General features: G+C 44.3%; 21 protein-coding genes. 10 read left to right on the forward strand and 11 right to left on the reverse strand.

Translation table 11 applies throughout. The annotated features are described in order from the left end of the window. Positions 1 to 386 precede the first annotated feature (386 nt). Genes C5Z26_RS06405 through C5Z26_RS06415 form a run of 3 tightly spaced genes read left to right on the forward strand, consistent with a single transcriptional unit; the run spans position 387 to position 5312 of the window. On the forward strand, positions 387 to 1460 hold the full coding sequence (locus C5Z26_RS06405; RefSeq protein ID WP_105449147.1) for a bifunctional glycosyltransferase family 2/GtrA family protein: 1074 nt from the start codon (positions 387 to 389) through the stop codon (positions 1458 to 1460). After that, entirely contained in the window at positions 1453 to 3429 is a 1977-nt protein-coding gene (locus tag C5Z26_RS06410) for a glycosyltransferase family 2 protein (protein ID WP_105449148.1), read from the forward strand. The genes C5Z26_RS06405 and C5Z26_RS06410 overlap by 8 nt, the downstream gene beginning before the upstream one ends. Positions 3430 to 3452: 23 nt before the next feature. Further along, positions 3453 to 5312, forward strand: coding sequence for an ABC transporter permease (locus C5Z26_RS06415; RefSeq protein WP_105449149.1), 1860 nt, complete (start codon positions 3453 to 3455; stop codon positions 5310 to 5312). A gap of 24 nt (positions 5313 to 5336) precedes the next feature. Here C5Z26_RS06415 and C5Z26_RS06420 read toward each other — a convergent pair whose 3' ends face one another. From C5Z26_RS06420 to C5Z26_RS06440, 5 genes are all read right to left on the reverse strand, one after another. Continuing rightward, positions 5337 to 6245 (reverse strand): DMT family transporter, encoded by a 909-nt coding sequence (locus tag C5Z26_RS06420; protein ID WP_105449150.1) that lies wholly within the window; start codon positions 6243 to 6245, stop codon positions 5337 to 5339. A 173-nt stretch (positions 6246 to 6418) separates the two neighbouring features. Further along, on the reverse strand, positions 6419 to 6730 hold the full coding sequence (locus C5Z26_RS06425; RefSeq protein ID WP_105449151.1) for a winged helix-turn-helix transcriptional regulator: 312 nt from the start codon (positions 6728 to 6730) through the stop codon (positions 6419 to 6421). Positions 6731 to 6846: 116 nt separating this feature from the next. Next, positions 6847 to 8361: a WxL domain-containing protein gene (locus C5Z26_RS06430; protein ID WP_105449152.1), complete on the reverse strand. Its 1515-nt coding sequence runs from the start codon at positions 8359 to 8361 to the stop codon at positions 6847 to 6849. Positions 8362 to 8566: 205 nt separating this feature from the next. Beyond that, positions 8567 to 9271, reverse strand: coding sequence for a WxL domain-containing protein (locus C5Z26_RS06435; RefSeq protein ID WP_105449153.1), 705 nt, complete (start codon positions 9269 to 9271; stop codon positions 8567 to 8569). Between the two features lie 258 nt (positions 9272 to 9529). Then, a complete protein-coding gene (locus C5Z26_RS06440) occupies positions 9530 to 11851 on the reverse strand; it encodes an ABC transporter ATP-binding protein/permease (protein ID WP_105449154.1) in 2322 nt (773 codons plus the stop codon). A 284-nt stretch (positions 11852 to 12135) separates the two neighbouring features. Here C5Z26_RS06440 and C5Z26_RS06445 point away from each other — a divergent pair, with 284 nt between their 5' ends. The 3 genes from C5Z26_RS06445 to C5Z26_RS06455 are packed head-to-tail and all read left to right on the forward strand — an operon-like array spanning position 12136 to position 14718. Continuing rightward, positions 12136 to 12507 (forward strand): cupredoxin domain-containing protein, encoded by a 372-nt coding sequence (locus C5Z26_RS06445; protein WP_105449155.1) that lies wholly within the window; start codon positions 12136 to 12138, stop codon positions 12505 to 12507. A 13-nt stretch (positions 12508 to 12520) separates the two neighbouring features. Further along, a complete protein-coding gene (locus tag C5Z26_RS06450; protein WP_234005643.1) occupies positions 12521 to 12796 on the forward strand; it encodes a cupredoxin domain-containing protein in 276 nt (91 codons plus the stop codon). Beyond that, a complete protein-coding gene (locus tag C5Z26_RS06455; protein ID WP_105449157.1) occupies positions 12793 to 14718 on the forward strand; it encodes a copper-translocating P-type ATPase in 1926 nt (641 codons plus the stop codon). Before C5Z26_RS06450 ends, C5Z26_RS06455 begins: the two co-directional genes overlap by 4 nt. Before the next feature lie 211 nt (positions 14719 to 14929). Here the strand turns inward: C5Z26_RS06455 and C5Z26_RS06460 are convergent, their stop codons facing one another. The 4 genes from C5Z26_RS06460 to C5Z26_RS06475 form a co-directional block, all read right to left on the reverse strand. Further along, complete coding sequence (locus tag C5Z26_RS06460; protein WP_105449158.1) at positions 14930 to 15148, reverse strand: P8 family protein; 219 nt, start codon at positions 15146 to 15148, stop codon at positions 14930 to 14932. Between the two features lie 149 nt (positions 15149 to 15297). Next, positions 15298 to 16023: a matrixin family metalloprotease gene (locus C5Z26_RS06465; protein ID WP_234005644.1), complete on the reverse strand. Its 726-nt coding sequence runs from the start codon at positions 16021 to 16023 to the stop codon at positions 15298 to 15300. A gap of 254 nt (positions 16024 to 16277) precedes the next feature. Continuing rightward, the gene (locus C5Z26_RS06470) at positions 16278 to 16520 is read right to left on the reverse strand and encodes a DUF3781 domain-containing protein (protein ID WP_105449159.1); all 243 of its coding nucleotides are present in this window, start codon (positions 16518 to 16520) and stop codon (positions 16278 to 16280) included. Positions 16521 to 16635: 115 nt separating this feature from the next. Beyond that, positions 16636 to 17637: an NADP-dependent oxidoreductase gene (locus tag C5Z26_RS06475; protein WP_105449160.1), complete on the reverse strand. Its 1002-nt coding sequence runs from the start codon at positions 17635 to 17637 to the stop codon at positions 16636 to 16638. A 238-nt stretch (positions 17638 to 17875) separates the two neighbouring features. Here C5Z26_RS06475 and C5Z26_RS06480 point away from each other — a divergent pair, with 238 nt between their 5' ends. The 4 genes from C5Z26_RS06480 to C5Z26_RS06495 all read left to right on the forward strand — a co-directional run bounded on the left by C5Z26_RS06480 (position 17876) and on the right by C5Z26_RS06495 (position 24104). Then, a complete protein-coding gene (locus C5Z26_RS06480; protein ID WP_105449161.1) occupies positions 17876 to 19720 on the forward strand; it encodes a sensor domain-containing diguanylate cyclase in 1845 nt (614 codons plus the stop codon). A gap of 287 nt (positions 19721 to 20007) precedes the next feature. Next, positions 20008 to 21525, forward strand: a complete 1518-nt coding sequence (gene glpK / locus C5Z26_RS06485; RefSeq protein ID WP_105449162.1) for a glycerol kinase GlpK — start codon at positions 20008 to 20010, stop codon at positions 21523 to 21525. 13 nt (positions 21526 to 21538) lie between these two features. After that, positions 21539 to 23368, forward strand: a complete 1830-nt coding sequence (gene glpO, locus C5Z26_RS06490) for a type 1 glycerol-3-phosphate oxidase (RefSeq protein ID WP_105449163.1) — start codon at positions 21539 to 21541, stop codon at positions 23366 to 23368. Between the two features lie 16 nt (positions 23369 to 23384). Beyond that, entirely contained in the window at positions 23385 to 24104 is a 720-nt protein-coding gene (locus C5Z26_RS06495; RefSeq protein WP_199774956.1) for an MIP/aquaporin family protein, read from the forward strand. Positions 24105 to 24213: 109 nt separating this feature from the next. Here the strand turns inward: C5Z26_RS06495 and C5Z26_RS06500 are convergent, their stop codons facing one another. Both C5Z26_RS06500 and C5Z26_RS06505 read right to left on the reverse strand, forming a co-directional pair. Beyond that, positions 24214 to 24594, reverse strand: a complete 381-nt coding sequence (locus C5Z26_RS06500; RefSeq protein ID WP_105449165.1) for a MerR family transcriptional regulator — start codon at positions 24592 to 24594, stop codon at positions 24214 to 24216. A 149-nt stretch (positions 24595 to 24743) separates the two neighbouring features. Next, complete coding sequence (locus C5Z26_RS06505) at positions 24744 to 25649, reverse strand: amidohydrolase family protein (RefSeq protein ID WP_105449166.1); 906 nt, start codon at positions 25647 to 25649, stop codon at positions 24744 to 24746. Between the last annotated feature and the right edge of the window lie 2 nt (positions 25650 to 25651).

Below are 25651 nucleotides of genomic sequence, written 5' to 3' on the forward strand. Positions count from 1 at the left end.
TCCTCCCACAATACTCGCCATCGTTTCAAAAAAATGATGACCCACCTGAACAGTTATCAGATATTAGTCAAGCTGACCTGATTAAGTCCTTTTAACTGATTATACTACAGATTCATCTCGAAATTTCAGCAAAACGGCATAACAAACGAGTTCCCCCACTATACAGGTGAATCACACTAAACTCGCAGATTTTTCTTTGATTAAGTGAATTTTTTTATGCCTATCACGACTAGTTTGCGTTATGATTTAGACAAATGGTTTATTTATTTCGACTTTAATACTTTTATGGCTAGGCATTCCGATCAAACTGTGTTCATCAGTTTTTTGTCAACTAGCCCGACTTAACCAACATTCACAATAAATCTTTTTCATAGGGAGACATTGACATGATGCAAATTGGCGTACTCATTCCGGCACTTAACCCGGATGATAACTTAATTAAACTAACACAAGCTTTAATGACTATCAGAACGCCGCTTGCGGCCCTCATTGTGGTTGATGATGGCAGTGATGTGGCCCACCAAGCGATTTTTACTCGCTTGATGCAATTTGCTGACCCACGGATACATATTTTGCATCATTCGCATAATCGAGGTAAAGGTGCCGCCTTAAAAACCGGTTTTAACTATTGTTGTCAATATTTTCCAGCACTTGCTGGCGTTGCAACGATGGATGCGGATGGTCAACATACTGTGCCCGCTTTGCAAGCTTGTCTGACGCGTTTTAGTGCCCAACCAACGGCCTTAGTTCTAGGCGTGCGTCAATTCACCAAAAAAGTTCCTTGGCGTAGCCAGTTTGGCAATCGCTTGACGAGTCAACTAGTCCGTGCCTTCACACACCAGCATATTTCAGATACCCAAACTGGTCTCCGAGTTATTCCCATCAGCTATGTTCAGCAACTACGCGATTTTCCCGGTGATCATTTTGAATTTGAATTTGACATGTTACTTGAAGCTCGCCAATCAGCAATTGAAATCATTGAGCAACCAATTCCAACAATCTATTTTGCTGGCAATCGGTCCTCGCACTTCCGCGTTATTCACGATTCACTAGCCATCTATGCGCGCTTTTTAAAGTTTGCAGCTAGCAGCCTAGCCTCATTTTTAATTGATATTGGCTTATTCAGTGCTGTCCTTATCTTACTTGGTAACCACGTACTCAATAGCATTTTAATTGCAACGTTGGTTTCGCGGCTACTGTCAGCTATCGCTAACTATTTAATCAATCATCATTTAGTCTTTGACCATGCCGGTCACCGAACCTTGCTTAAATACGGGAGCCTATTCTTAGTTCAACTATTAGCCTCTGGATATTTAACTGGTTTTTTAACACAATTATTACCGGCAAGTTCAGGCACAGTCACCCCCGTTTTAGCTAAAATAATCGTCGACTTCACTTTATTTATAATTAGTTACCAAATCCAACGTGACTTTATCTTTAAAGAGGGCGCCCATGTCTAATTTCAAAAAAATAATTTATAGTTTAGCGGTTATTCTTTCCATCATTTATCTCATCTGGCGGCTCTTATTTACAATTCCTTGGCACGCATCAATTTTTGTTCTGATTTTCGCTTTACTATTGGTTGGCAGTGAAATTTTTTCTAATCTAACAGCATTTATTTTGATTTTCTTTCGCATGCTGGCCTTTAAGAACCGGCGGACCTTAACGATTCCGGACTACGATTCAGAACAGCCCTTACCGGCTATCGATATTATCGTCGTTACTCACAATGAAGATGTCGAATTACTGCGCAAAACTGTTAATGCCGCCACTTTCATTGACTACCCAGATAAAAGTAAAGTTAATGTCGTCATTTCAGATGATAGTAATCGGCCAGAAGTTAAAGCGCTCGCCGATGAATATCACGCCGCTTACTATGGCATGACCGGCAACACCGGTGCCAAGGCGGGCAATATCAACCACACGTTACAGTTCCTACATGCACCGTTATTTGCTATTTTCGATACTGATATGATGCCCTTTTCCGGTTTTTTAAACGATACCGTACCTTTGTTCATGGCAAACTTCAAACAGTTGCAAGCTGCCGACAATACAGATAAACCACTAGGCTTTGTCCAAACGCCACAAAGTTTTTATAATGCGGATATTTTTCAATTTAACTTATTTTCTGAAAAGATTGTTCCTAATGAACAGGACTTCTTCTCTCGCGATGTCAACGTGTTAAATGGCAACAATGATACCGCCCTATTTACCGGATCGAATGCCGTATTTTTACGCAAAGTAGTCGATGAAGTCGGTGGCTTTCCAACGGATACCTTAACAGAAGACTTCGAACTCGGTACTGAAATTAATATGGCTGGCTATATCAGTTTGGCGACCTCTCAACCGCAGTCGAGCGGCATTACTCCCATTGATTTAAAAGGCGTAATTAAGCAACGAACACGGTGGGCACGGGGCGTCATTCAAAGTTGTCGTAATTTGCACATTTTCACCAATCGGAAGTTATCTTGGAAAAATCGTTTAATTCTACTCAACACTTATCTCTATTGGTGGTCCTTTTCACGGCGGATTATTTATATCATCGCCCCCATCTTGTATGCATTATTCAAGATTCAAGTCGTCATGGCTAATTTCTGGATTTTGATGGTTGTCTGGGCGCCCGGCTACTTTTTACTGCATTACGTTCTAAAAGACACTTCTGATGCCATTCGTAATGAACGTTGGGGCGAAATTCAAGAAACTTTTTTTGCCCCCTACCTATTCATTCCCGTTATCTTGGAAACCTTAGGCATTAAGGCCCGTAAATTTAAAGTCACGGAAAAAAACGTCACTTTCTCACTGCTAGATAAGCTGTATATTATCCCTTACTTCCTACTCTGGTCAGCGACTTTAATTTCAATCATTAAATTCAATTATGGTAAGTTTGGCTCGGAAATCCTGGTTGGGAGTGTCATTACTTTTTGGTTATTAATGCATTTTATCAATCTTAGCTTTTGTCTTTTCATTGCCATGGGTCGCCCGGTTTATCGTAAAAGTGAACGATTTTCTCGCCAGTTAACTGGTGATTTTTGGTTCGGGAATACTTGGTATCCCATCAAAACGCACGATGCATCTGAAGGCGGACTCTCCTTTTCGCTAGCGCAGACTAACCGTGATATTAATCATCTCACGCTGCAACGCAATCAAGATATTCGGTTGCGACTAAAATCAACCGACCAATATATTCACTTAAATGGTCGGATTATGCGGGTCAGTCAGTTCAACGGTCGCTTATCTTACAGTGTCCAACTGACAACGTTAGCAGCTAATGATCGTAATCATTATTTACAACTCATTTACAACGGTTTTAACGACACGTTGCCGCAGACGCAAGATGCCTGGATATCACCATTTGATGAATTATATACAAATATCATGGTCCGCTTGCAAACAATGGAACGACGTCTAAGTCGCTGGTTACGGTTCTAACTTTACTCATTGGAGGGATTGGCATGGCCTGGTTAGGTCTAATTGTCTTTATAATTGCATTAATCGGTTATAGCGGGACGGCTCGTTACCTAGGCGTTAGCCCTTATCTTTCCTGGATTACCGCAATGCTCGTTCAAATTCTATTACTCTATGTTTTTGCTATGCTCGGCTGGTTGCGCTTAGGTATTTGGTTAGTTACTGGCTTAGGCTGGTTGCTGTTCGCAGTCCGAATTATTTTTGGTATCAGAGGTAAAGGACGCTTAAAGTTTGAAGGGTTACACATTTTTGACTTATGGATGATTACATTAGGCCTCGCCATGGCCGATGTTTTATATCACAGTCCCTTAATCCACTACGATAACTTTTCACACTGGGCCTTAATCGTAAAGTTTTTAGTCTTTGAAGGCCGTTTACCGGGTGCACATGATGCGATTATCTCATTCACTTCATACCCACCCGCAACGGCGCTCTATCTCACCCAATTCACTACCCTGGTCGGCTTTCACGATGGTACGCTATTAGTCGGTCAATTCTTACTAATTTGGGCGGCTTCTTATGCCATCTTTGGCCTGTTACGTGATCGCACCCGTGGCTTGATGTCACTAATTCTCTGTTTTTCAATCGCGGTCACGTATGTTTTCAATATCGCCATCCGTCTCAACAATTTGCTCGTCGATTACGTCTTGCCTATTTTTACAATCGCCGCCTTAGTCGGTATTTATATCTATCGGAAACAACCCAAGTTACTGGGCGTGCACGTCGCCATCTTCACCGCCACACTCCTGCTAGTTAAGAATTCCGCGACTTTTTTTGTGATTATCATTGGCGTCTACTATTTATACACTTTAATCAAGTCAACGAACGGCTTAGGCCTCAAACGATGGTGGCGTATTCTTTATCGGTTCGGCTTATCGCTTGGTATTGGACTGCTGCCATTCCTTTGGTGGGAACGCCATGTTCATCAAACTTTTACCGTTTCGAAACACGAAATCAGTGCGACTGCCTATCGTCAGCAGCTTTCCACTGAAGGCACCGCTAAGATTTTAAAAGTCGGTCATAAAATGATCAGCCAACTTTTTAATCTCAATTCACTATCAGTCGAAGGCATTCTACTAATTAATGCCACGCTTATTATCGGCTGGTTGCTCATTCGATTTGTGAGCCATCAACATTCTAATTTGTTAGGTATCCTAGGACTGATTGATTTAATTTTCATCACTTATTTTGCCAGTTTATTTGGAATGTATGCCTTATCAATGCCCTATAGCGAAGCAATTGTCCTTGATGGCTATGAACGCTATATGTCTAGTACGGTAATTTTAAATCTCCTCATTGGGGCGATGGCCCTCGTGCGCGCCATGGATTACGCCTTATATGAGCAGCGTTTTGAACGACGAAGTCTCCGAACTTTTAAATCGATCTTTACTAAAAATTTCTACCAAATGGCGACCTTCATTGTCTTGATTTTTGCCATTATTATGATGTTCTCAGAAATTAACGGGACCAACTATGCTAATCGTTATAACCGCAATACTTTACCGCAACAAATGAAGCGGATTGCGCAACCTTGGTATCATTATAGTCGGACTAAAGTTCTGATTGTCGACCCCCATGCTGGCGATGTCGCCTCATATTACACCGGCTTTGTGGCGCATTATTATTTCTTTACCAATCACGCCACCGGTCAAGAAAATTTCATGGAATCGCCTACTGACTTTGCCAAAAACGTGCAACGCTACGACTATCTGGCCATTCCAGAATATCATCATACTTTTAGCGTGATGGTCAAAAAAGTTTATCATCAAAAAGTCCGCACCGGGCTATTTCGCATTACCCGTCACGGACTTAAAAAGATTTCAGCAACTGCAACTATCGGCCGATAATCCGCTGCTACTAATCGTAGTCTTTCAATGTGGCGCCCCAAAACGAGCCGCTTTGGTCGCCATAAACTGCAAAATTGTAATGCCAACAATCAATACCGCACCTAAAATACCAATGGCATTAAATGTGACATGTAGAAAGAGGCCACTTAAAACGGTCGCCGCTAACGGTTCGATGGCACCCAGCACACTCGCCGTCGTTGGCAAAATCAAGGCCAAGCTTTGTAGAAAAAAGAGATAGGCTAACATGGTGCCGAAAATAACCACCACGCCCACCTCTAACCACGCTAAAAGTGATAAAGTAGGCTCGTAGCGCCAAGCTTTGGTGGTCACGGTCACTAAGCCACCCCCAATTAGCATTGACCAGCCCACGATTGGAATCGCACCATAGGCTTTTAATAAGTGCGCTGGCATTAATGTATAGACGGCCGCCCCGACTGCAGCTAGCAAGCCCCAAATAATCGCATTCACCGGTAAGGCTAACCGATTCAAATGGCCTTGCGTTACCATTAGAGCTGTCCCAATCACTGCCAAGCCAACTGAGATCACATCAATTTTACTAGGCCACCTAAAATGAACAATTGCTAAAAAGATAATAATAATGACCGGTGATAAGAATTGTAAAATTGCCGCCGTCGCCGCATTACCGGTCTGAATAGCCATGAAATACGTTAGTTGCACCCCAGTCATGCCAAATAAGCTAAACACGATTAATTGGCTAGTCGCCCGTGGTCGTCGGAACACCGCCCCCATTGGCAGGTGTTGACTAAATCCGTAAATCAAGAGTAGCCCGCCAGAAACCACCATCCGGACGGCCACCAACCATATCGGTGAAATGGCAGTCGTTTCAAATAAGTGTTGGGCTACGGTACCAGAACTGCCCCATAAGAAGGCGCCGGCACTCGCCAAGCTCAATCCGATTGTTTGTTTTTGCATGTGAATGCCCCCTTAGACCCAGTCTAACAAGACTAGTACCGTTTTCCAAGGGGTATTCAACCTAAAAATAGGTGCTGCCAGAATTTTCACAACTAATTCTGGCAGCACCTATTTTTCACCCTCAAGGGGGGCCGACACATGAGACAATGGTCAGGTTGCGCCTCAAGTCACGGTTATAACGGATCATTCATTGCTGTAATCGCCCGGTTTCCCCAAGCTTCGAGCTGAACTAAACTTGTTTTTAATTCCAAGCCAGTCGGCGTTAACCCATAGGCATAATCCGCAGTCGATACGACCAATTTTAGTTCCGTTAACTTTGCCAACACAGTCAATAGCTTTAACGTTGACAGTCCCCGTACCCGCTGGCGTAATACCATAAAATCAACGGGTTGGGCAGCTAAGTTACTCAAAGTCAGTGCATACCACTTATCAGTCAATAGTTCTAAACCGATTTTCGTGCCAATATTTAAATCTCGCATCACCATTATCTTTACGCCTCACAATTAATAGTCCATTCAGTTTATGATTAATTCAATTTAAATGCGACTATTAAGCTCGGTCAGACGACTATCACTGGTGGCGTTAAGTAGCGTCACACACACTAGGCCGCTGGTGTGTCCTGCAAACTCCAATTAACCGTCCCTTGATAATCAGCGGCGTATACCCCTGGCTGCACATCCAAACAAATTTCGCGCCGTTGGGCCGCCGTCGTGGTCACTTTAGTCGTAGTGGCCGTTGTCCGCGTACCTGTCGCAATCAAAGTTGAGCGATTAGTCAAGATTTGTTGACTAGTATGATCGCGATAAATTAAATCTCCTTTTAGTGGCTGAGATTTCGCTGTCATTGCGGTGGCATTCGCATAGATATACCAATTGGCGCCTTGTGCCCGGGTATCATTAACGTTAACTTCCCAAGTGTTCTGCGGTTGAAAGACGGTCTCACGGGCCGGAATCGTAAGTGTCCCAAAGACTAACGCCGGTGACACCGCACCAAAGCTAAGCTGTCCAGCTTGCTTAGTTACCATGATCGTCAGCGGATCAGATTGGACCCCGGCTTTATTTTGACCACGGATAGCGACTGCCAGCGATTGTCCTGCTGACAGGGCCTGCAACTGTGACGCTAACTTATCAGTGGTGGCGATATACGTGATGTCGTCATTGGGCACCATCGGATTTGTCGCAACAATACTTGCCTGCTGGACCACCCAGGCGACCAGTGCTGAATCATCAGTTAACGTTGCCAAGTCATCTGGCTGAATGGCCACCTGCGACTTAAGACTCATGATCATTAATTTAGGCACCACGACCATTGCCGTAGCCGTCCCATAATCGCCCATGCTATTGCGCTCAGTGACTGTCACCTGACTAGCGGCCGTTAATGATTCCCCCAAGTCCAAAGTATAGGTTTTATCGGGACCAACCACTGTCGTGATTCCATTCACACTGTTCGTAATCTGATCACCAACCGTGGTTCCCGTTCCCCTAATAACCGTATCGGTGGGCCTTAATGTTCCGGCAATCGTTGGCTTTAATTGGATTGCTGGATCCGACGTGAAGTAACCGAATTGATAGGTCACGGCCGTTTGCGGCATCGTTGACGCCACAAATCGAAACCCAATGTATATCGGTAGTGCTTGTTGCAACTTGGTCAAATCAACCGTCAAAGTCTGCGTCTTACCACGGCCAAAATTAATTTTGCTCGTATGATTGCTTAAATTAGTCGCGCCAGCCGTCACTAAACTAAGCCCCGGCTGATCTGGATTGGGGTTACGCTGCATGACATCAAAATGAAAGTCATCGAATAAAAAACTCGAGCTCCCATTAGCAGCGACTGTATCGGCAAAAGTGATCGCAATCTTCGTAGTTTTCGTTGTTAACCGATTATTTTGCGTCTGATTAGCCGTGACCGCCGTTAAGGTCGGATAATCAATTGAATTTCCTGGACCAAATGCATTGCCATTCGTCTGATGAAACTGCGGTGCCGACATTACATCGGTCATCTCAGCCGCCTGTCCGGTTAAGGGTCCCCATAAACTCAACCCCAAAATCAGCCCCCCTAAATAACCGCACCAACGGGCTGCTGGTACCTGCCTAAATGCTACTAACCAACCTAACATCCTCCTAAATCCCCCTAAGAAAGACCACACGATAAGCGATGTGTCGTCATTTTTAACTGCTTTTATCCAGCTTTGTACATTGTCATAAATAGCCGCCAATTAGGTCGTTTAACGACCTAATTTTCAGCTAGTCGCGACAATCAATTCATTGAATTCTTATTAATTGATTGTCCTAATCCCTCATTATAACCGGCCTATTTTGGCTTTAGCTGACCGGAGTGTCACTTAAGTTCCAGTTCAAAGTCGTTGCATAGGTCTGTGCTTGCACCGTATTGGCTGGGACATTTAGGGTTAACCCAGCGGGGCTCAATTGATCCACCGTCACCCCAGTCCCATTATCTTTAGCTGCCGTTAAGATTTGACTGGCACTCCCAGCTTTGGCTAAGGCGACCTCGCTTCCAACCGAAACAGCACCATTTACCTTATTACCACTGTTAGTCACTGCGCCGGTTGGCAAGGTCACTGAAGCGCCCTTAACAATCGCACCCGTGGTACTCGTCAGATTCTCACCGGTAACGGTTAAATTCCAGCCAGCACCTGTCCCACGAACATCCGCCACTTCAACCACGGCTTTACTGTCCCATAAAGCACTGGCACTACTAGTGGTATCCACTTGATACGTTTGATTGTTCAAAACATCAATCGCATGACTACCAAACCCTAAACTATTCGTCACATAAATCAGCGCCAACTCGGCACCACCAGTCGCCCCATTACTAGTATCACCCGCAGTCGTAGGTTGATTTGGATTAGTCGGTTCAACTGGTGATACGGGACTGGTCCCTTTAGTAAAAGTTGTCGTCACGGCCGTGGTCCCTTGCGTATTGGTTGCAGCTTGGGCCATCATGGGCATGGTTGTCATTAATAATAACGCACTCGTCATCACTAAACTACCCGCTATTTTATTCATAAACGCTAACCTCTTTTTTCGCTTTTGGTTATAGTTTACGCTATAAATTGGCTGGTTAACACTTAATAATTAAGGGTTAAAACTTACTGTTAATTGGTTGAACCATTAAACTTTCGACCAATTTAATTGTAAACCAATCATTTTAACCAGGCAACCATAAATCGGGTTAATCAATGCTAATAACAACAAAAAATAGTTGCCGCAAGAATTCATAAAATTCTTACAACAACTATTTAACATCGGTCACTAAAAATTGTATTATTCGGAACGTAATGCCGTCGCAGCGTCTTTTTTAGCCGCCATCCGGGCTGGAATGTGACCACCTAAGACCGTTAAAACGGTACTAATGATAATCAAGACAATCCCATGGACCGGATTCAAATGAGCCACGTTATTTAGTCCCGTGATATTGCTTAAGATGGCATTCGCTGGGAAGGTTAAGCCCCAAGCAATGACCACACCAAGCACGCCGGAAGCCACCCCTAGAATGGTCGTTTCAGCATCGAAGACGCGTGTAATATCTTTCTTCCGCGCCCCCAGGGCCTTCAAAATCCCGATTTCCTTCGTCCGTTCAAGCACTGACGTATACGTAATAATCGCAATCATGATCATACTAGTGACTAACGAGATGCCGGCAAATGCAACTAAGACATACGTAATCGCATCCATCAAACCACCGGTTAAGCTCGAAACGGTCCCAGCTAAATCCGTATAAACAACTTTATCAGCCTTAGATTTGCCCTTATTGTATTTATCCAAATAACTGAGTAACTTGTCCTTATTCTTGAAGTTATTGGGATAGATTAAGATACTGGCTGGTGTTTTCGAACCGCCCAAAGTACTAACTAATGTCTTTTTAGCATCTGAATCAATCTTCGTCCCAGTCATGACATTGGTATCACTTTGTTTTTGTGCTTTGACAATGGCCGAGTTTTCATTAGTTTTAATGATACTTTGCGTTAATTTGTCACTGTAAGCAATCCCAGATGCTAAGACATTATCAGAATCCTTGGTCTTGGCCCGTAAAACGCCGACCACTTTAATCGTTTGGTTGGCTGACTTATTATATAACGCATTATTAACGGTTTGGGGTAGATAATTACCAGTTGGTAGCTTTTGATAGTAATCATCATTAGCAACCACCTTAATCGTCGTCCCAATAATCTGCTTAAAATTAAACGTCTGTCCAGCTTTAGCCGTATAACCTAAGTTTTTTAACGCATTAATATTCGTCGTGTTATCGCGATTCGCAATCAAGACCACTTCATTAGCCTTCGTTGGATATTGACCAGAAACAACAGCATAATGCTTCTTCAAGAAACTATTTTGGCCTTGCTTATCAGTCGGATAGACTGACGTGCTAACGCCAGTCATACTCGACATGGCAGCGGTCATTGATGTGGTATTTGAACTAGCCGTATTGGAGAAGCTAACGGCCTTCGTCTTTCCGTCAACTTGGCGCAATAAGTTCATTCCAGTTGAATAAGTATAAGTAATATTCTTACTCAAACTAGGTTTAATGTTCTTAATATAGGTCAAATAGTTGGTCGTTAACTTATTCGTATGCGTTGATTTATCCGCTTGACTCACTTTAGCGGTCACACCCGTTGATTTCTTAGCAGTTTTAATCTTATCAGAAGCCGCCGTTTGTTGTGACGCCACTTGTGAAATCGTAATCGGCATTTGCGCCAACGTGTTGGTCTGCGTCTTATTCACTTGTTTTTGGAAACCATTGGATAACGCTAACACAACCGCAATCCCAATAATCCCAATACTGGACGCAAAGGCAGTCAAAGCAGTCCGACCTTTTTTAGTCCGGATATTGGTGAAAGATAGCTTTAGCGCCGTCCAATACGTCATTTTAGTTTTTTTCAAATCAAACGTGTCATTGGCGTCAGCTTCTTGATACGGATTAGTATCATTTTGAATCTTACCATCCGCAAACTCAATAATCCGATTCGCATATTCTTTTGCCAAATCAGGATTATGCGTCACCATGATGACTAAGCGTTCAGCAGAAAGTTCCTTGATTAAGGCCATAATCTGAACACTAGTCTCAGTATCCAACGCCCCGGTTGGTTCATCACACAACAAGATTTCAGGATCATTAGCAATCGCACGCGCAATTGCGACCCGTTGCATCTGCCCACCAGATAATTGGTTTGGCCGTTTGTTCATGTGTGGCCCTAGCCCAACCCGTTCCAAAGCTTGCGTGGCTTTCGCCTTTTTCTCAGCATTGCCCACGCCGCTTAATGTCATCCCCATTTCCACATTATCTAAAATGCTTAAATGACCAATAATATTGTAGCTTTGAAAAATAAAGCCAACCGAGTTATTCCGATAAGCATCCCAATCACTGGCCTTAAAGTCCCGAGTTGACTTGCCTTTGATGATCAAATCCCCAGAATCGTAAACATCCAGCCCACCGATGCCATTCAGCATCGTGGTCTTACCGGACCCACTTGGTCCTAGAATTGCCACAAATTCCTTTTGACGGAAGGCGACTGAAACGTCATCCAACGCTTTGGTGACCGAATCACCCACGTGGTAATACTTCTTGATATGTTTTAGCTCTAACATTTAGTTTAAATCCTTCCCTTTTCAACCCAGTCCCAATAACCGCTTGTGTTAACTAACTTTACCTTTTATCCCTTGAAATTTAAATCGGCTTAACTGGATAAACCCATACCGTTATTATACCGATATGTTCGCCCGTCTGAAAAGGATTGAAGCTGAATTCTTAAAATAAATTTAGATTTACCTTAGTCAATCACCCAGCTATGATTTTTACCGTTGACAAGTGTAAACAATCGCTGTATGCTAGTTTCATAGATTACAAATGTAAACGCAAGGAGTGTTCAATTATGACTAACATCATCGTCACCTTAGTGGCTGTCATTTTAATTAGCTTTATCATTTGGTGGTTCTCCGGCAAACATCAAACGACACAACTTACCGCAGCCATGACCAATCACCAACAGGCTGTTAGTGTAGAAGTCAACGGGGGCTACACCCCTAGTACCGTTGTGCTCAAGCAAGGCGTGCCTGCTGAAATCCAGTTCAATCGTAAAGATCCCTCAACTTGTCTAGAGCAAGTGGTCTTTCCCGATTTCGGAATTAATCAATTTCTACCTAAGAACCAACCAGCCGCCGTTAAGATTGATACTTCTAAAGCCGGCGAGTACGACTACGCTTGCGGCATGAATATGTTTCATGGCAAAGTCATCATCAAATAAGGAGGGCTTACTTATGACTGAAAAAGAACAGCTTATTACCATTACTGTCGACGGGGGGTATCAACCCGCTACCGTCACTTTGAAACAAGGCATCCCAGCAACACTGATCTTTAAACGGATTAGTGACGTTGGGTGCTTGAACCAAGTAATTTTGCCTGGTTCAGATGACAAACATGACTTACCGCTAAATACGGCCCAAGCTTTTGCGATTGATACAACTCACGCTGGCACGACTGAATTCAGCTGTGGGATGCGCATGGTGCACGGACAAGTGGTGATTCAACCATGAGTATCAAAAATCGATTTGTCTTTTCATTAGTAGTGTCGTTACCGATGTTAATTGAGATGGTCCTCAGTCCCTGGGGAATCACGCTCCCGGGACACGCTTGGACCATGTTCTTGCTAACAACCGCAGTCATGTTAGTCGCCGGCGGGCCCTTTCTACAAAGTGCTTGGGCGGCCTTTAAACATCACCATGCCAACATGGATACCTTAGTCGCAGTTGGCACGGTGACAGCTTACCTTTACAGCATTTATGCCATGCTTAATCATCAGGCTGTTTTCTTCGAAAGCGCTGCTTTTGTCATAACATTTATTTTACTTGGACAATACTTCGAAGATAAGATGAAGCATTCAGCCTCTGGTGCCGTTGAAAAATTGCTTGATTTACAAGCTAAAGACGCCGAAGTCCTCCGCGCCGGACAATTGGTTAAAGTTCCGCTAACAGCTGTCGTTGTAGGTGACTTAATCCAAGTCAAACCCGGCCAAAAGATTGCGGTCGATGGCGTGATCACAACCGGGCACTCAACTATTGATGAATCCATGGTCACTGGTGAAAGTATGCCCGTCACTAAAAGCATCGGTGACCAAGTCATTGGTGCCACGATGAATACAACCGGAACCTTTCGCTTTAAAGCTAGTAAAGTTGGTAACGACACGTTGCTATCGCAAATTGTTGAAATGGTCAAAAAAGCCCAGACGAGCCACGCCCCAATTCAAAAAACAGTTGATAAAATCGCCGATATTTTCGTCCCAACAGTTTTAATTATTGCGATTCTGACCTTTTTCACCTGGTTCGTTCTCTTGGGCGCCAGTGCCGTAAACGCCATGTTGTTTGCTGTTTCGGTCATTATTATTGCCTGTCCTTGTGCACTCGGTATTGCCACCCCAACCGCTTTAATGGTTGGCACTGGTCGCAGTGCCAAAATGGGTATTTTAATTAAAAACGGCGAAGTTTTAGAAGCTGCTAATACCATTAAGACCGTGGTTTTCGACAAAACTGGTACCATCACCATGGGTCAGCCCCAAGTGACCGATATCATTGGCGATCAACCGCTAGTGTTACAAGTGGCCGCCCAACTAGAAGTCACTTCTGAACATCCGCTGGCTGCGGCCATCTTGGCCCAAGCGAAAGCGGCCGGTCTGACCCCACAGCCCGCAACTGATTTTCAAGCCATTCAAGGTAAAGGCGTCCAAGCTAAGATTGGCAACCAGGCCGCTTTTATTGGTAATACGAAACTTTTAGATCACTATCAATTGACGACATCACTTAATCAACAGATGACCCAATTACAAAGTGAAGCTAAAACCGTAGTCTTAGTTGGCTTGGCCGGTCAAATTATTGGTTTAATTGCCATTCAAGATCAACCTAAATCAAGTTCCGCAGCGGCAATCGCTGCCTTGAAACACCAAGGCTTACACACCGTGATGTTAACTGGTGATAATGAACGTGTGGCCCGCGCCGTTGCGCAAGAAGTTGGCATTGACGATGTGATTGCGGACGTTTTACCAGGTGACAAGGCTGATCACGTGCAAGCCCTACAAGCGACTGGGGCAGTGGCCTTCGTTGGTGACGGTATCAATGATGCACCCGCACTAACGACGGCCGATGTTGGGATTGCGATGGGGTCTGGCACTGATATTGCCATCGAAGCTGGCGGCATTGTCTTAGTCAAGAATGATTTACAAGACGTGGTTCGGGCTCTCGAAATCAGTCGTAAAACTTTTAATCGCATCAGGCTCAATCTATTCTGGGCTTTCATCTACAATACTTTAGGAATTCCCGTAGCTGCCGGCCTCTTCTTCGGCTTAGGCTTGAGTTTGAGTCCTGAACTTGCCGGTTTAGGTATGGCTCTAAGTTCCTTATCAGTCGTTGCGAGTTCCTTACTACTAAACCAGACGCATTTAACGACAACATCACCGGAGGCTTAACCATGACTGACAAATTTTTCACAAAAAAAACCGGTCTTACAATTTTAGCCGCTTTGATTTGGATTGGCATTGCAACGGGTGGCGGCATCTTATTGATGCACCTATTTGGCGCCTAACCTAAAAGAAAACACTTCGGATTTACGACAACCATCGTAAATCCGAAGTGTTTTCTTTTAGTGCTAGCTTAATTCAAGTTCAAATTAAGTTGTTTTTAAGCCTTTAAGAGCTTGGTAACTGCTGTTTTCAGCTGTTCTTCATCCATGTTCATATAAGGCGCTACTTCGTCAGCAGTTTTATCCGTATCATGAGTATCCGCATCCATAAAGTGATTCCAAATCGCATCACGAACTGGCAATGTGGCGTCACTCCAATCAAATACATCCTTCATTGATTCGTCTAAAAGACTCGTTTTTTCAACATCTGTAGCCATCAAAAACAACTTCCTTTCTAACTTGGTACACCTTTAGTATAGTCCGGATTGTCAAAATAGTTCAGATTTTGCTTGCGAATTTAGCTCAAATTGGCATAAATAACGTCATCGCTTTTTAGTTAGCTTAGTTTTCAAGCCCTGAGTGCTGGTTAGCCTCGTTGATAAATGGCTTTTAAGCCCGCAACGTCCGCAGTTGACAAGGTCGTCGTCCCTTGACTGTAAGGATACATCACCGAACTGATGGCCGAACTATGATCCAAGCCTAAAGCATGGCCCAGTTCATGAATGGCAACGGCATCACTATAAGCTTGCGAATAATCCGCATTCAAGCTGGCATTAGCCTTATTTTGGATTTTCGTCCCCCGCCAATCCACTCGTTGGATAATTTCAGGGCCACCGTGGCCCAATTCGATACTCGTATGCTGGGTTGGCATTTTTTTATGATAAATTGAAAAAGTAATCTGGTTACGCCCGACTGGTGCAGTCCCGGCAACTAAGTGTACGATGCCAGTCTGATTATAGGTTGCAATCGCATCCTTAAAAACTTCGCGCCCGGCCGCAGATAATTTCGTATCAAAATGATAGTAGTATGTCGATGATAAGGTCACATCTTTAACAATCGACTCAGTCGGCGTTGGCGCCGTGGTGGCCTGGCTACTACTACTCTTTTGGCTAACCTGTGTTTGACTAGGTTGTTGGGCATGTTGTTTTTCAGCTTGACTGGCCGCCGTGTCCTTGGTTGCATCCGTCCAAGCCGTCGTTAATTGATTTTGATAGTAAGCGGTAGCCGCAGTAATTTCTGGCCGATGCTGTAACCCCCAACCAATAGCAATTGTTAAAATGAAGACCCCGAATAAGCGATTTAAAAATTTCAAGTTTGGTACTCCTTTACTCCTGTTGCTGATTCAAACGAACGCGTCATAACTTTAGATTATATTTATAACATAAATTTATAACACAAACAAACTAACTTCAAGTACCAAATGATAAATATACTGAAACTTTACGTTTAAATAAGGGTTTTATAACAAAAAAAAGCCTAGAATTATTATTCTAGGCCTTAATTCAATATTACATACACTTATATCTGTGTCACAGTAATCAAACGTTAACGCAATATAACTTTTACTTATATCCGATCCATTGTAATTAAGCGAAAATCGCTGGCATCAACCGTCAACCGAACGTTAAAGCGAAAGTTAATAACATAATAGTTGGTCCCACGCTGCTCACTTTGACTATTGGTATCGGTCAAAATGGTTGTGACTAACTGTTTGCCTTCCTGCCGTGACAGGTGTGTCCCTAATTTTGCATTCACGCGGGTGAACACCAAATCCGGATAATAAATCTGATCCTTGAGCTGATTATCCATTAGTTGGCTCCTTGAAATTCGATTGGTTGCCTTCAGCTTAGCACCGAATTAGCAAGGTTTCAGGCCATAACACATCATCACATTTGTTATTTAAGTTACCAGTCACCACAACCGCTTAAAACCGAATAACCACTTTTCCTTTAGGATGACCCGATCCAACCAATGTTAAGGCTTCATTAATTTCCGCTAAACTAAATTCATGCGGATCAATGGCGGGTCGCAACTGTTGTTGGGTAATCAAGTTAGCTAGCGTTTGTAATTGATCCCCCGCACTGCGAACGAACATAAACCGATAATGGACCGCCTGGCGAGCTGCTTGATAATCTAACTTAGCCCCCGCTAACCCCAATAACCCTTGTTGCCATTTAGGCAATCCTTGGGCCCGCGCAAACTGATAATTGGGCCCCGCTTTTAATGATAATAACTGACCACCTCGTTTTAAAACCGCTAATTCATGGGTGATGGCGGACTTGCCTAAGGTATCGATAACCGCATCAACTGGTGCTAACGTCTCCCAATAATTTGTCGTCCGATAATCTAAATACTGATCGGCACCTAACGCCAGAATTGACGCTTTCGCACGTTGATTACCAGTCACAATCACGTGTAACCCCAATTGTTTGGCAATGGGAACCGCAAGTTGACCAAATGACCCAGAACCACCAGGAATCAGCACAGTTTGACCGGCCGAAAGCTGCAAAATTTCATGGAGTGCTTGGTAGGCAGTTAAACCAGTTAGTGGGATAGCCACACTCGTGACAAAATCTAACCCCGCTGGAATTAGGGCTAAGGCCGTGGCTGCAACCGCCGTATACTCGGCAAAGCCGCCCAACGTTTTGATTGGCAATCGACCATAGACCTGGTCGCCAATGGCAAAAGTTGTCACCTGTGACCCGACTGCCGTCACCACCCCACTGATTTCGTTGCCTAACGTCACTGGTAACTTATATGGATACAACACCTTTAATTGACCACTACCGATAAGGCGATCCAATGGATTAACTGCCGCTGCTTTTACTTGTACGACCACTTCATCGGTAGCAGGTTGTGGTACCGCCTGCGACACGAGTTGGAGCTTAAACTGAGTTTGATAACGCTGTAATTGGGCTGCTTGCATTTTTATGACCTCTTCTAGTTACATTTTTATTATTTTGTAACCATTTTAACGATTTAAGTGATAAAAATCAACAATCATTACTCATCATTAAATCCGCAAAATTTTAAAATTGGGCTAATGACGTTTTAAGTTAAGTTTTTTTATTTTCTCATGATTAATTTTTAAGATGGTTGTACACTTATAAAGACTAAGTCAACTCAATTGAATCTATTTGAGCGGTTGAAAGAGGGAAACTAGCATGACCTATTCACAGTTTGGACCAATGGTTGGACTGATTTGGATTGTCCAATTAATGTTGGCCTGTTTTTTTATTGTCGGTTATTTAGCCGATTCAACCCGTATTTGGAACATTGCCTTTCATGCGAATTACGCTACCGAACGTCAACGCCGTGTGAATCGGGTCTTGTTAACTGTGATGGCCTTAGCAGTCGGCGGCATGTTACACTTCACAGGTTATATTATGGGCCCAAATGCCATGATGTTTCATAATATGAGCCTCTTCGTCCTCGTCTTATCGCTTTTGGACGACGGGATTAACTTAGGTGAATATTTACTCCGGGTCGCCGGGTTATTTACGGTATTTATCATGCATCATATGAATTACTTTTATCGCCCGGAATTCTTTATCGGGCTACTTTTTTTCATCGTCATGGTTATCGTCGTCCGTCGTCATGCCGCGCAGATTCACTATAGTGCGGTCTACTTCCCGACCTTAATGCTCACAACTGGACTCGTATTATGGTTCACCATTCCTGGACTTTCTGGCGGCATGCTCGTCACCAACTCATTACGAATTGAAGCCATGCTCATGTTCGGTATCATGACATTATTTACCTTCAATTATCAAAATGATGTCCATGAAAAAACCATTGAAAATCATCGGATTGAAAAAATGGCCAGTTATGACTTACTCACAAATACCAAAAACTACTCTGAATATCAGCAAGAAATCGTCGGCCTGTTCAAAGCTGCCACTAAGCAACACGCCCCATTAACACTGGCGCAATTTGACATTGACCACTTCAAACAAGTCAACGATACTTACGGTCACTTAGCAGGTAACGCCGTGCTCGTCCGCGTCGCAAAAGTCATGAATGCGGTGCTACGCGATGAACAACTCGACTATCAGCTCTATCGAACTGGGGGCGAAGAGTTCACCCTCGCCATGCCTAATCAAGTTCCCGACGACGTCTTAGCCGCAGTCAAAAAAGGCTGGGATACCATTCGAAAAACCGAGTTTGATTATGAAAACCATAAAATTAGAATCACCATTTCAATCGGTATCACGCAGCTAGCCGCTACCGACCGCAACATTGATGACACTTATCGGCGGGCCGATGAAAATCTGTATCAATCCAAACATGCTGGTCGTGATGCGATTACTGTTGAAGGTCAGACCGTAATTCAAGCGCACCAACCCAAAGAATTGGTGGCCCTGTATGCGTTCTTTATGCAAAAGATTGTCGCCATGCCTGACTTCACTGATTATCGCCATGAACTCTTATTGCGAATTTATGATAGTCGCACTGAAAAGTGGATTTTACCAGATTCCTTTGAAATTACGGTTGCCACCCAGATTGCGCTAATGCAACATGCCATGCAACTTAACGATGAACGTTGTATTAGCTTGAACCTCACTTTGGCACAATTTACTGATCCTGAAGTTGCCCAACAATTAGCCACTTTTAATCAAGGGACCGACCGTCCAGATTCATTTACCGTCGAATTAACCGAAGTACCGGCGGTCGCAACTTTCAAAAAAATTAGCCGGATTTATCAAGCTGCGGACATTAAAATCGAAATTGATGATGTTGGCTCTGACAACGCCTATGACACCATTGAACCCCTATTGCCCTATGCGGATGGCTTGAAATTTGCCATGCAGAATTTCCGCCAAACAGACCATTCCACCACGCAAATGAATGATCAGATTCGTTTCTGGTACGCTTTAGCACAAAAAAATAATCTGAACTTTATCTTAGAAGGTATTGAAAATCAAGCAGACTTAGCGATTGTTAAAGAACTCGGCATTCAATATGTGCAAGGTTATTACTTTGGGCAACCCGAGTTACCACGCATCTAATGGCCTAAAAGCTGACTCGTTTACAGCCATGTTTCTGCTTCTTGATAACCGCTCTCCAAAAAGTACGACAAGAATTTTGTGAATTCTTGTCGTATTTTTTTTGAAATCAAACGGATTTTGTCAGCGCCACCTAAAAGCGGTATCATTTAAGGAAGCGTTTTCTTTGACGCATATAGGCGCCTTATGTTACGTTTAGCTCATAATAATTGTTCGCCAATTAATTGTAAACAATTTAAGTTTTAGCCTTTATTGATTCATACTAATTCAAGGTCAGGAAGTGAATAAAAATGACGGAGCATTACATTATGGCGATTGATGAAGGAACCACGAGCACTCGGGCCATCATCTTTGACCATGCCGGTCATCAAGTTGCCGATTCGCAACGCGAGTTTTCACAATATTTTCCCAAACCAGGTTGGGTTGAACACAACGCCAACGAAATCTGGAATGCGGTTTTATCCACCATTGCCAACGTCTTCATCAGTTCTGGCATCAAACCCAGTCAGATTAGTGGCATTGGTATCACCAATCAGCGGGAAACTACCATTGTATGGGACAAAAAAACCGGCCTCCCGATTCACAATGCCATTGTGTGGCAATCCCGCCAGACAGCGGCAATTGCTGAACAACTCGTTACGGATGGTTACGGCGAACTCATTCATAACCATACCGGTTTAGTGACCGATGCTTATTTTTCAGCGACTAAAATTCGTTGGATTTTAGACCACGTTGCAGGGGCCCAAACCCGCGCCGAAAATGGTGACTTACTATTTGGGACCATTGATACTTGGATTGTCTGGAAGTTGACCGGCGGCGCGACCCACGTCACCGATTATTCAAACGCCAGTCGAACCATGCTCTTTAACATTCATGACTTAACTTGGGATGACGAGATTCTCAACTTATTGAACATTCCTAAGGTCATGTTGCCAGCGGTCAAAACCAACTCCGAAATTTACGGTCATACCAAGGATTATCATTTCTTCGGTTCCGAAGTCCCGATTAGTGGGATGGCCGGCGATCAACAAGCGGCTTTGTTTGGTCAGCTCGCATTCGAACCAGGTACCGTTAAAAACACGTATGGGACCGGCGCTTTTATCGTCATGAATACCGGTGAGCAGCCACAAATTTCGGATAATAATTTATTGACAACGATTGCATATGGCATTAACGGCAAGGTTTATTACGCCTTAGAAGGCTCGATTTTCGTTGCCGGATCAGCAATCCAATGGCTACGTGACGGTATTCGCTTAGTTGACAGTGCGCCTGACTCTGAAAAAGCCGCCCGCGCTTCGCATAATAACAACGAAGTCTACGTCGTGCCTGCTTTCACCGGTCTAGGCGCACCCTACTGGGACTCTGAAGCTCGCGGTTCCGTCTTCGGGTTAACTCGCGGCACCACCCGCGAAGATTTTGTCAAGGCAACGTTACAAGCTTTGGCGTACCAGACCAGAGATGTCGTCGAAACCATGCGGACCGACACTGGTATCCAAATTCCAACGTTAAAAGTTGATGGTGGCGCCTCACGGAATGACTGGTTAATGCAATTTCAAGCTGATATTTTAGATACTGAATTAGTCCGGGCCGCTGATCTTGAAACAACTGCACTCGGCGCCGCTTTCTTAGCCGGCCTCAGTGTCGGCTATTGGAAAGATTTAGCAGAACTTAAAAAATCCTATCAACCGGGCACCACTTTCAAACCGGCAATGCCAAAACCAGAACGAGATAATCTTTACGCCGGTTGGCAAGCAGCCGTCAAAGCGACCCAACTGTTCAAACACGACCCATACCACGAAACGGATTAAGGGAGGAACTATCATGGCTTTTTCAGCAACGACTCGCAAGCAAAATATTGAACGACTTCAAAATGAAACTTTGGATTTATTAGTGATTGGCGGTGGTATTACCGGTGCCGGGGTTGCCATTCAAGCCAGCGCAATGACGATGCATACCGGCCTCATTGAGATGCAAGACTTTGCGGCGGGGACCTCATCCCGTTCGACTAAGCTAGTTCACGGTGGCATCCGCTACCTCAAAACTTTTGATGTTAGCGTGGTCGCTGACACCGTCAAAGAACGGGCAGTTGTCCAAGGAATTGCGCCACATATTCCAACCCCTGACCCGATGTTATTACCCATCTATGCTGAACCAGGCGCAACGTTTGACCTTTTCTCCGCCAAAGTGGCGATGGATTTGTATGATAAGTTAGCCGATGTCACTGATCCAAAATATACCAACTATACGTTGTCCCCCGAGGAAGTCTTACAACGTGAGCCCCAATTAAACCCTAAAAACTTAGTTGGCGGGGGCGTTTATCTCGATTATCGTAATAATGACGCTCGACTGGTCATTGAAAATATTAAAAAAGCCCATGAAAACGGTGGTATTATGGCAAGTCATGTTAAGGCCATTGGTTTTATCCATGATGACCACGGCCAACTCATCGGTGTTAAAGCACAAGATATGCTGACTGGCACTGAATTTACGATTCATGCGCATGTCATCATTAACACCACTGGTCCATGGTCGGATACGGTGCGTGAATATGCCACCGAACCTGATTTCAAACCACAGATGCGCCCAACTAAAGGGGTTCATCTGGTCGTTGATTCAGCCAAGTTACCCGTGCCACAACCCACTTATTTTGATTCCGGCGATCAAGATGGCCGCATGATTTTCGTGGTTCCACGCGAGAATAAGACTTACTTTGGGACGACTGATACAGATTATCAGGGTGACTTCCAACACCCAACGGTAACTCAAGCTGACGTTGATTACTTACTGGGTATTATCAATGCTCGCTACCCTAGCGCTAACTTAACCCTAGCTGATATTGAAGCTAGTTGGGCCGGGTTACGACCATTAATCGCCGCCAATGGCAGTTCTGACTACAATGGTGGTAACTCCGGTAAGCTCAGCGATAAGAGCTTTAACCGTGTCATTGCGGCGGTCGATCAATTTGAAAATCAGCAAGCTAGTCGTGCGGATGTTGAAGCAGTCTTAAACGACTTAGAAAGTGCTTTAGCTGAAAATAAGTTGAATCCGTCTGCGGTTTCTCGTGGTAGCGCTTTAACCAGCAGCCCCGATGGTCTACTCACCCTAGCCGGCGGTAAATTAACCGATTATCGGAAAATGGCTTCGGGAGCGATGGCGTTAGTCACACGCTTACTCGCAACTAAGTTCAATCAACGTTTCAGTCCCATTAATTCAAAGAATTTGCCGGTATCCGGAGGCGATATTGATCCGCATAACGTTGAAGCAACGCTCGCCTTTTACGCCAAACAAGGCATCGACAACGGCTTAACGGAAGCAGCAGCGCTACGGATTGCACAGTTATATGGTTCCAACGCCGCGCGCGTCTTTAGTTTGATTGGTAAAATCGAACCAACACACGGCCTGAGCTTAGCCGAAACCATCAGCTTACACTATGCTTTAGATGAAGAAATGACACTCTCACCAGTGGACTACCTGCTCCGTCGCACGAATCATCTACTATTCATGCGCGATAGTATCGACAACATTAAGGCCGGCGTTATTGACACCCTCGGCGACTATTTAGACTGGGACGCAGCTACCAAGCAGGCGCAGAGTGATGACCTTAATCAAGTCATTGCCGAATCGGACCTAACTGCTTTAAAACATCGTTAGGCTGAGGTGATTAATCATGAAAGATCCACTTATTTTCCAATTACTAGGTGAATTTCTGGGTACCTTTATCTTGATTTTACTGGGTGACGGCGTGGTAGCTGGCGTTTCACTGAACAAGTCGAAGGCCCAAGGCGCTGGCTGGATTGCGATTACCCTCGGGTGGGGACTTGCCGTCACAATTGGGGTCTACTGTTCAAGCTTTCTCAGCCCCGCTCATCTGAACCCTGCCGTGACATTAGGCATGGCGGTTGTCGGCTTATTTCCTTGGCAATTTGTCTTACCTTACATGGTGGCCCAAATTGCCGGCGGCCTGTTAGGGGGAATTGTCGTCTGGCTCCACTATTATCCGCATTGGCAAGCAACGGATGATGCCGTTGCCGTCTTAGGCATCTTCGCCACTGGTCCCGGCATCCGAAACTATTTCTGGAACTTTGTCAGTGAAGTCATTGGCACTTTTGTCCTCGTCTTCGGCCTATTAGCCTTTACCAAAGGCCAGTTCACTGCGGGGCTGAATCCAATGGTAGTCGGGTTGCTAATCACCGCAATTGGGCTTTCTCTAGGTGGAACGACCGGTTATGCAATCAACCCAGCGCGAGACTTAGGACCCCGACTGGCACATGCCATCCTACCAATCGCCAACAAAGGAACTTCTGATTGGGCCTATAGCTGGGTGCCAATCGTTGGTCCCCTAGTTGGTGGCTTATTAGGCGCTGGATTATTCGCATTACTACCTTAATAACTAAAAAAATAATTGTTGTCAGAATTTTTGTGAATTCTGGCAACAATTATTTTTTTAGGCTTTAAGAACACCGAACGCGTTCCACTTGCCTACTATTGTTCACAAACTAGTCCGCTTTAACCGTCAAGGCGGCTAAATTAGTTTGATAAGCATTCAGTTTGCGCTGAACAATTTTTAAATTATTGTTTAACACGGTCGCCTCGTCTAAAATATCAGCTTTATGCTGTGCCATAATTTCAAAACGTTCTTGTAACGTCGCATCGCCACCAGGAATGAGGTCAATATAATGCTTAATAGCTTTCAGCGGCATCCCGGTCTTGCGAAAACAAGTAATCAAGCGGACAACGTCTACACTTTCCTCATCAAATTGCCGCACGTTATTTTCATCACGCTGAATCCCGGGAATCAACTCACGACTATCATAATAACGGATACTATAAGCCGATACACCGGTTAATTGACTCACTTGCTGAATCGTATAACTCATTACTGGCCCTCCTCAGTTAAGCTAATTTAACTTAATTATACGCATGAACAATGCTGAAATGCTAGCAATTTATCCGCTGTTGACTGAACAAGAAAATGAACGACCCGGTTGCTTTAACACCACCACGGTCGTTCATTTTTGGCTAAACTTTAGTTAATAAGTGTTTCAAAATTAGTTTGATACAATTTAGTTTGCGCTGCCGCGGTTAAGTGCAAGTCAGCAATCGCAGTCACGATTTCGTCAGTCGCACCATTGGGCGCACTGCCAAAAGGCGCATCCGTGCCGAACATGACATGCTCAATCCCATAATAAGCCACCGTTAACTGTAAGGCCGCCGAATTGCCAAGTAAAGCGGTATCGACATAAAACTTTTTGAAATCAGCCGCTTGTGCCGCTGGTAAAATATGATCAATTCGCCCAGCAAAGTAAGGCACCATTGCGCCCGCATGGTGCACAATGACTTTAAGCTGCGGATACATTTGGAAAAAGCCCTGCGTAACCATGGCATACATCGTCTGCGTCAGTTCGTATTCCCAACTAAACGTGATATTATTCGCTGGCTTCGTCATATCAAAAACAGGATGTAGCCAAATTGGTAACTTTAAGGCCGCTAATTTTTCAAAAATTGGCCGGTATGCGGGGTCGGTTAATGGTTTGCCTAAAGCCGTCGTGAACAATTGCACGCCCAACAAATGCGGATCAGCCTGGATTTGCGCCGTCAACATTGCCACTGCCGCCGCAATGTTATTCATTGGCAACATGCCCACCGCACCACGATACGTTGCGGGGTATTCAGCCACCATTGCGCTGAGCTCACGATTGCCTAATTGGCATAGTTCCGCAGCCCGTTCTGGGTCAAAAAAGTCTTCCGGATTTAAATTTGCCATTGAAATAACTTGGCGCACATCCGCGCGTACCCCGGCTTGATGCACAGCCAAATCCGTTAACGCTGGATTCTTTAAAAAGGGATAGGCCGTTAAATCGACCGATTCAGCTAAAAAAGCTTGATAAAACTTCGGGGTTAACACGTGAGCAAAAACATCCGTTTTCAACATAA

This window comes from Lactobacillus sp. CBA3606 (genome assembly GCF_002970935.1).
GTDB lineage: Bacteria > Bacillota > Bacilli > Lactobacillales > Lactobacillaceae > Lactiplantibacillus.